The sequence below is a fragment of the Acinetobacter sp. UBA3025 genome, assembly GCF_002367915.1.
GTDB lineage: Bacteria > Pseudomonadota > Gammaproteobacteria > Pseudomonadales > Moraxellaceae > Acinetobacter.
On sequence record NZ_DFDO01000179.1, the window covers coordinates 1 to 7,052 of the forward strand.

The window sequence follows — 7,052 nt, forward strand, 5'->3', positions numbered from 1 at the left end:
TTAGTTGTTCAAACATGTGGGGCCACCTCTATTATCAGGTAAAAGAATTATTATTTTCAATGAATTTTATAGATATTTTATAGCAGGTATTTAATTGAAATACCTACTATTTTCTAAAATTAATCAATTGAGAAATGTATTATCCCAACTCATTTCTAATATTATTCACCATATGTAATAAACGTGGTGCAATATCATTTTTGATTTTCTCTTCATTGAGGAGGAAACTTGGACCGCCGCAGTTAAACACCAGTAGACCATGCTGTTCATGGACAAAAGGAACTGCAACCGAATTCACATCCTTATGCCATTCACCGATTGAAAAGCAGAAACCATATTCCTGATAGTCTTTAAATGACTTCTCCAGATTTTTTTGGATCTGTGGCCATTCTTCAACATGTTTACGGCGAATCGCATCAAGCAGAAAATCACGCTCATCTTCTGGCATTGCAGCCAGACAGGCGCGTCCCATAGAGCTTAAATGAATCGGTAAATGCGTTCCTACCTGACGACGCATGGTAACATTCCCCTTACCCTGCACTACATCCAGATAAATCATATTCAGACGGTCGCGGGTTGCCATCGCAACAGCTGCCTCAGCATAGTCCGCCAGATTTTTCATTAATGGATGCGCAACTGAACGTAAGGATAAATTCGACAGCATCGAATAACCAAAAGACAGTACGCCGACTGAGAGCTGAAACTTGCTCGAATTAGGAACCTGCTTCAAATATCCTAAACGGGACAAGGTATGGGTTAAACGAGTAATCGTCGGTTTAGGTAAACCTGTCATTTGTGACAGTTCCTGATTGCCCAGATGCTGATGTTTTGGACTAAAGCAGCGCAGTAACTCCAGACCACGTGCTAAAGCTGTAATAAATTGACGGTCATTTTCATCCTGCATATCTTCAATCGGATGCAATAACTCATGGCGCAAAGGCGCAATTAATTTTTCTTCCGACTGATCGGTTTCAGGTACATCATCAGACATGTCTTCACCGTCCTTCAAATTCATAATAAGTGTTTCGCATTGCGAAATTATAAATAATTATCTTGTATATAGCAAAGAAGCAACTTTGATTAAGTTGCTTCTTTATTGGACTTATGGGTTTTCTTGTTTATTAACCAACAATACCTTGAGCTTTTAGGGCCTCCAGTTTTTCCTCATCCACGACACGTGAAAGAATTTCATTCGTATGCTCACCTAACATTGGTGGTGCTTTACGATATTCCACTGGTGTACGCGATAATTTAATTGGTGAGCCAATCACCGTTAATTTTTCTTTTAACGGATGGGGGATCTCAACCAGCATATTACGCGCTTGCACTTGTGGTTCCTGGAAAGCTTGTTCAAGGTTATTAATCAGGCCTACCGGAACTTTCACTGCATGAATTGCTTCTACCCAATGCTTCGCAGTATTGCTTAAGAAATGTTTGGCTAGCAGCTCTGTGATTTCTGCACGATGCTGAATACGCAGTGCATTGGTCACAAAACGTGGATCTTGCGGTAAATCAGGCAAACCAATTGCAGCGCTCAAGGCAACAAATTGCTTGTCATTACCACAGGCAATAATGAAGTCTTGGTCGGCAGCGCGGAATACCTGATAAGGCACAATATTGGCATGTGCATTACCATAGCGACCCGGGATTTTGCCTGAAGCCAGGTAGTTCATCCCTTGGTTTGCCAGCAAAGCAACCTGAACATCTAGCAATGCCATATCAATATGCTGACCGAGACCAGTCACATGACGGTTTAACAAAGCTGCCTGAATGGCAATGGTCGAGTACAAACCCGTGGTCAAATCCGCAAAAGCCACGCCAACTTTTTGTGGTCCACCACCCGGTAGGTCATCTTTCTCACCAGTAACAGACATTAAACCGCCCATACCCTGGATGATAAAATCATAACCTGGTTCAAGTGCACGAGGGCCAGTTTGACCAAAGCCAGTAATTGAGCAATACACCAGTTTCGGATTAATCGCGCTCAGGCTTTCATAATCCAGACCATATTTTTTCAATGAACCCGCTTTGTAATTTTCGATGACCACATCTGAATCAGCAGCCAGTGCTTTGACCAGTTCCTGACCTTCAGGCATGGAGATATCAATCGCCACCGACATTTTATTGCGGTTAGCTGACTGGTAATACGCTGCTTCACGTGTATTTTCACCATGGTCATTTTTCATCCAAGGTGGTCCCCACATACGGGTATCATCACCCGTTTTAGGACGTTCAACTTTAATCACTTCAGCGCCTAAATCCGCGAGGATTTGACCACACCAAGGACCTGCAAGTACGCGACTTAAATCCAGTACGCGAATACCCTCTAATGCACCCATGTGTTTTTCCTTTGTTTATACGCGTTCGATGACCAGTGCCAGACCTTGGCCCACACCGATACACAGACTAATCACAGCATATTTTTTGCCGCTGCGCTGCAATTCACGAGCGGTGCTGAGCACTAAACGAGCACCTGAAGCACCGAGTGGATGCCCAACTGCAATTGCACCACCATTTGGATTGACACGTGCATCGTCAAATGCCACATCTAAACCTTTTAGACATGCTAAAACTTGAGATGCAAATGCTTCATTGATTTCAATGATATCCATGTCATCCAACGTCAAGTTGGCACGTTTTAATGCTAGTTTGATCGCATCAACCGGACCGGCGCCCATAATACGTGGTTCAATACCCGCAGCCGCTGAAGCGATGATTTTCGCCATTGGCTGGATGCCCAGTTTTTCCTGAGCGGCTTCAGAACCAATGATTAGCGCTACTGCACCATCATTGACACCAGAAGCATTACCCGCAGTCACTACACCGCCTTCAAACAGTGGACGTAGTTTCTGTAGCGCTTCCAAGTTAGAAGATGGACGTGGATGTTCGTCTTGATCGACCAATTTTGCTGGTAATTTACGGCCTTGAGGCACTTCAACACCCACGATCTCGTCAGCAAAGAAACCTGCCTGTTTAGCTGCTTCATATTTGGCTTGTGATGCTGCAGCAAACTGGTCTGCATCTTCACGGGTTACACCGTATTCTACTGCTACATTATCGCCAGTTTGCGGCATGGTGTCATTGCCGAACTGTTTTTCAATGGCAGGGTTCGGAAAACGTGCGCCGATGGTTGAATCGAATACTTTAAAATCACGGCTGAATGGGGTTTCAGATTTGGCAAAGACAAACGGTGCACGAGACATCGACTCGACACCACCTGCAAGGAAGATATCCCCTTCATTACAAGTAATCGCACGAGCTGCATCAATCACCGCTGCTAAACCTGAAGCACATAGACGGTTCACAGTTTGTGCTGGCGTTTTCACATCTAGACCCGCCAATAACGTTGCATGACGTGCAATATTACGGCTGTCTTCACCGGCCTGGTTAGTATTCCCCAGAATCACATCATCAAAAATATCAGCAGGCAGATTATGTTTTGCAACCAATGCCTTAATCACATGTGCAGCTAAATCATCTGGACGAACCTTTGCCAGGCTTCCTGCATGACGGCCAAATGGCGTACGTAATCCATCATAAATATATGCATTTAACATGAGTTTGATTCCTTAAACTGCTGCAGTGTGAAGAAGAGATAGTTTTAAACGGGCGCGGCGTTGTAACCATGGACTTGGACGATAACGCTGGTCACCAGTATTCGCCAGGATACGTTCCAGGATCAACAGGATACGTTCTGCGCCCAAAACATCACCCCATGAAATTGGTCCATGTGGGTAGCCCAGACCAAGTTTTACTGCTTTATCGATATCGGCTGCAGTTGCGATTTGTTGTTGGGCAATATCACAAGCCAGATTCACGACCATTGCCAATACGCGCTGTGCGACAAAGCCAATACTTTCAGCAATCACGGATACGCCATGACCATTTTTAGCAAACAATGCGTGTGCCTGGTCGATATAGGCTTTTTGAGTTGCAATCGAAGGCATGATGGTACGGTGCTTGGCAAAATCAGTCAGCATATCGATGCTGATTGCACGAGTCGCATCGACATCAAAACGAAGCGCTGCAGTCGTGGTGTCTTCACCATAAGTGGCCAATAGAATCAGACTGTCAGCTGCCGGAGTTTCTGCACTGTCGATAACCAGACCTTGCTCACGGATATAGTCACGCAAGATACTGGCATCCTGTTCAAGATCTGCTTTGATCCAGACCGGGCTGAATTCAGTTACTTCAGGCGCAATCTGAGCCGGAGCTTCATTAGTCTTTTGACCATCCTGATACTTATAGAAACCTTCACCGACTTTACGACCGACTTTTTTACCAGCCAGCATTTGACGGGTTAAAGCGCTTGGACGGTAACGATCTTCCTGATAATACTGATTAAAAATCGATTCCATCACTGGATGAGAAACATCTAGTGCAGTCAGGTCAAATAATTCCAGTGGTCCCATACGGAAACCGGCACCTTCACGCAGAATACGGTCGATTTCAGAAACAGAAGCTACACCTTCACCTAGGATTTTTAGTGCTTCAGTACCATAAGCACGACCCGCGTGATTGACAATGAATCCTGGCGTGTCTTTGGTACGCACACCAAAGTGACCCATATGTTGTGCCAGTTCGAGTAGATCTGCAACGACCTGTTCATCTGTTGCTAGGCCAGCAATCACTTCGACAATTTTCATCAAGGGCACTGGATTAAAGAAGTGGAATCCCGCCATGCGACCTTGATGCTCAAGGTTGGATGCAATCGCAGTCACTGAAAGTGATGAGGTATTGGTTGCCAGAATGGTCTCTGGTGAAACAATGGATTCCAGCTGTTTAAATAAACCTTGCTTGATGTCCAGATTTTCGATGATGGCTTCAACCACCAGATCAACACCAGCCACTTCTTCAATGCTATTCAGGATTTTGAAACGTGCCAGAGTTGCATTCAGAACTTCTTCAGTAAATTTACCTTTGGCTTGCAGCTTTTCAAGCGTAGCTTTAAGTTTAGCCAAACCTGCTTCTGCCGCACCTGCTTTGGCATCGAATAAGCGCACTTCCAGACCTGCTTGGGCTGCAATTTGCGCAATGCCCATGCCCATTACACCAGTACCAATGAGCGCCATAGATTGAATGGTCATATCTTATTCTCCAGTGTACTGTGCAGGTCGTTTTTCAAAGAATGCATTCACGCCTTCTTTCTGATCTTTAGTATCAAACAGAATCTGGAAAGCTTTACGTTCCAGTGCCAATGCACCTTGTAAAGATTGATCCTGTCCAAGATTGGTCACTTCTTTAATTTGCTGAACCGCGATTGGAGAGAAAGACGCAATCGTTTGAGCAATCTCAATCGCATGGGTAATGGTGTTTTCATCTTCTACGACTTCAGAGACCAAGCCCATACGCTCAGCCTCAGCAGCTTTCACCAGTTTACCGGTCAACACCCAAAGCATGGTTTGATATTTACCAATCGCACGCAGTAAACGTTGTGTTCCACCTGCACCTGGCATCAAGCCCAGCTTCACTTCTGGCTGGCCAAATTTGGCATTTTCACCGGCAATAATGATGTCGGCATGCATGGCCAGTTCACAGCCACCACCGAGTGCATAGCCATTCACGGCTGCAATAATCGGTTTTGCACAGTCAGTAATGCTCTGCCAATACTGTTCAGTATGGCGTAAATACATTTGGGCTGTAGTAGCAGTGGTGAAATCTTTAATGTCTGCACCCGCAGCAAATACTTTTTCACCGCCGGTCAAAACAATCGCTTTTACAGCATCTAATTTTGAAAGGTATTGAAATGCTTCAGAAAGTTGCTGACGTAATTCCAGGTTCAAGGCATTACGTGCTTCCGGGCGATGGATTTGAACAATCGCGATGCCATCTTCCTGTACAGTCAATTTTAAAATTTCAGTGCTTTCCATAATCTTCTCATTTCGCACAGCGGTATTTAATTAACAATATACATAAATTTCGTTCAAAGTAAACTATTCAAATTTGAACAAAAAATATTTTATAACGCCTTAAAAATAGCATTAATCACATTAAATCAATTATTTAAATCTAATTTTATAGAAAAACATAAATATCGCACAGCGAAATATACTTTCGTATATATTGATCCTTGTTTTAATTTTAATTAGTATCCGCATAAATTTAGCTTAGTGATGAGTTTTTATTCACATTGGTCAAGATGTGGACAGAACGAAATCCTAGATACGGAGTTAGGACATGATTCGTGATCAGGAAACCTTAAACCAGTTGGTAGATATGATTCGCCAGTTTGTAGAAGGCGTATTAATCCCAAATGAAGAAATTGTTGCAGAAACGGATGAAATTCCTACAGAAATCGTGCAACAAATGAAAGAGTTGGGCTTATTTGGTTTAACCATTCCTGAAGAATATGACGGTCTTGGCCTGACCATGGAAGAGGAAGTCTATATCGCTTTTGAACTGGGCCGCACTTCCCCTGCTTTCCGCTCATTGATTGGTACGAATAACGGTATCGGCGCATCTGGCCTGATCATCGACGGTACTGAAGAGCAGAAACAGCACTTCCTGCCAAAACTGGCTAGCGGTGAAATCATTGGCTCGTTCTGTTTGACTGAACCGGATTCAGGTTCTGATGCAGCATCTTTGAAAACCACTGCTGTGAAAGATGGCGATGAGTACATCCTGAATGGTACCAAGCGCTTTATTACCAATGCCCCACATGCGGGTGTGTTCACGGTAATGGCTCGTACCAACCCAGAATTGAAAGGCGCTGCTGCCATTTCAGCGTTCATCGTTGATAGCAAATTACCAGGTATTTCACTGGGTAAACGTGACAAGAAAATGGGCCAAAAAGGCGCACATACCTGTGACGTGATCTTTGAAAACTGCCGTATCCCTGCATCAGCTTTGATTGGCGGTGTAGAAGGCGTTGGCTTTAAAACTGCGATGAAAGTTCTGGATAAAGGCCGTATCCACATTGCTGCACTGAGCGTGGGTGCTGCAACCCGTATGCTGGAAGATTCATTGCAATATGCCGTTGAACGTAAGCAGTTCGGTCAGGCTATTGCTAACTTCCAGTTGATCCAAGGCATGCTGGCAGATTCTAAAGCTGA

At 44.2% G+C, this 7,052-nt stretch carries 6 protein-coding genes; 1 reads left to right on the forward strand and 5 read right to left on the reverse strand.

Annotated features, from left to right (window positions below; all coding sequences use genetic code 11):
• Positions 1-139 precede the first annotated feature (139 nt).
• From B4J23_RS07485 to B4J23_RS07505, 5 genes are all read right to left on the reverse strand, one after another.
• On the reverse strand, positions 140-991 hold the full coding sequence (locus B4J23_RS07485) for an IclR family transcriptional regulator (RefSeq protein WP_125279305.1): 852 nt from the start codon (positions 989-991) through the stop codon (positions 140-142).
• A 130-nt stretch (positions 992-1,121) separates the two neighbouring features.
• The gene (locus B4J23_RS07490; RefSeq protein ID WP_125279306.1) at positions 1,122-2,339 is read right to left on the reverse strand and encodes a CaiB/BaiF CoA transferase family protein; all 1,218 of its coding nucleotides are present in this window, start codon (positions 2,337-2,339) and stop codon (positions 1,122-1,124) included.
• A 15-nt stretch (positions 2,340-2,354) separates the two neighbouring features.
• Positions 2,355-3,557, reverse strand: coding sequence for a 3-oxoadipyl-CoA thiolase (locus B4J23_RS07495; RefSeq protein ID WP_125279307.1), 1,203 nt, complete (start codon positions 3,555-3,557; stop codon positions 2,355-2,357).
• Between the two features lie 12 nt (positions 3,558-3,569).
• The gene (locus B4J23_RS07500; protein WP_125279308.1) at positions 3,570-5,087 is read right to left on the reverse strand and encodes a 3-hydroxyacyl-CoA dehydrogenase; all 1,518 of its coding nucleotides are present in this window, start codon (positions 5,085-5,087) and stop codon (positions 3,570-3,572) included.
• 3 nt (positions 5,088-5,090) lie between these two features.
• Positions 5,091-5,870, reverse strand: coding sequence for an enoyl-CoA hydratase (locus B4J23_RS07505; RefSeq protein WP_125279309.1), 780 nt, complete (start codon positions 5,868-5,870; stop codon positions 5,091-5,093).
• A gap of 307 nt (positions 5,871-6,177) precedes the next feature.
• On the opposite strand from B4J23_RS07505, the gene B4J23_RS07510 reads away from it, so the two are divergent.
• Positions 6,178-7,052, forward strand: an 875-nt coding sequence (locus tag B4J23_RS07510; RefSeq protein ID WP_291359717.1) for an acyl-CoA dehydrogenase family protein, incomplete at its 3' end; no start/stop codon positions are given.

Coding starts and splice junctions, on each gene's coding strand:
- B4J23_RS07485 (WP_125279305.1), bottom strand. CDS start 991: ATGTCTGATGATGTACCTGAAACCGATCAGTCGGAAGAAAAATTAATT.
- B4J23_RS07490 (WP_125279306.1), bottom strand. CDS start 2,339: ATGGGTGCATTAGAGGGTATTCGCGTACTGGATTTAAGTCGCGTACTT.
- B4J23_RS07495 (WP_125279307.1), bottom strand. CDS start 3,557: ATGTTAAATGCATATATTTATGATGGATTACGTACGCCATTTGGCCGT.
- B4J23_RS07500 (WP_125279308.1), bottom strand. CDS start 5,087: ATGACCATTCAATCTATGGCGCTCATTGGTACTGGTGTAATGGGCATG.
- B4J23_RS07505 (WP_125279309.1), bottom strand. CDS start 5,870: ATGGAAAGCACTGAAATTTTAAAATTGACTGTACAGGAAGATGGCATC.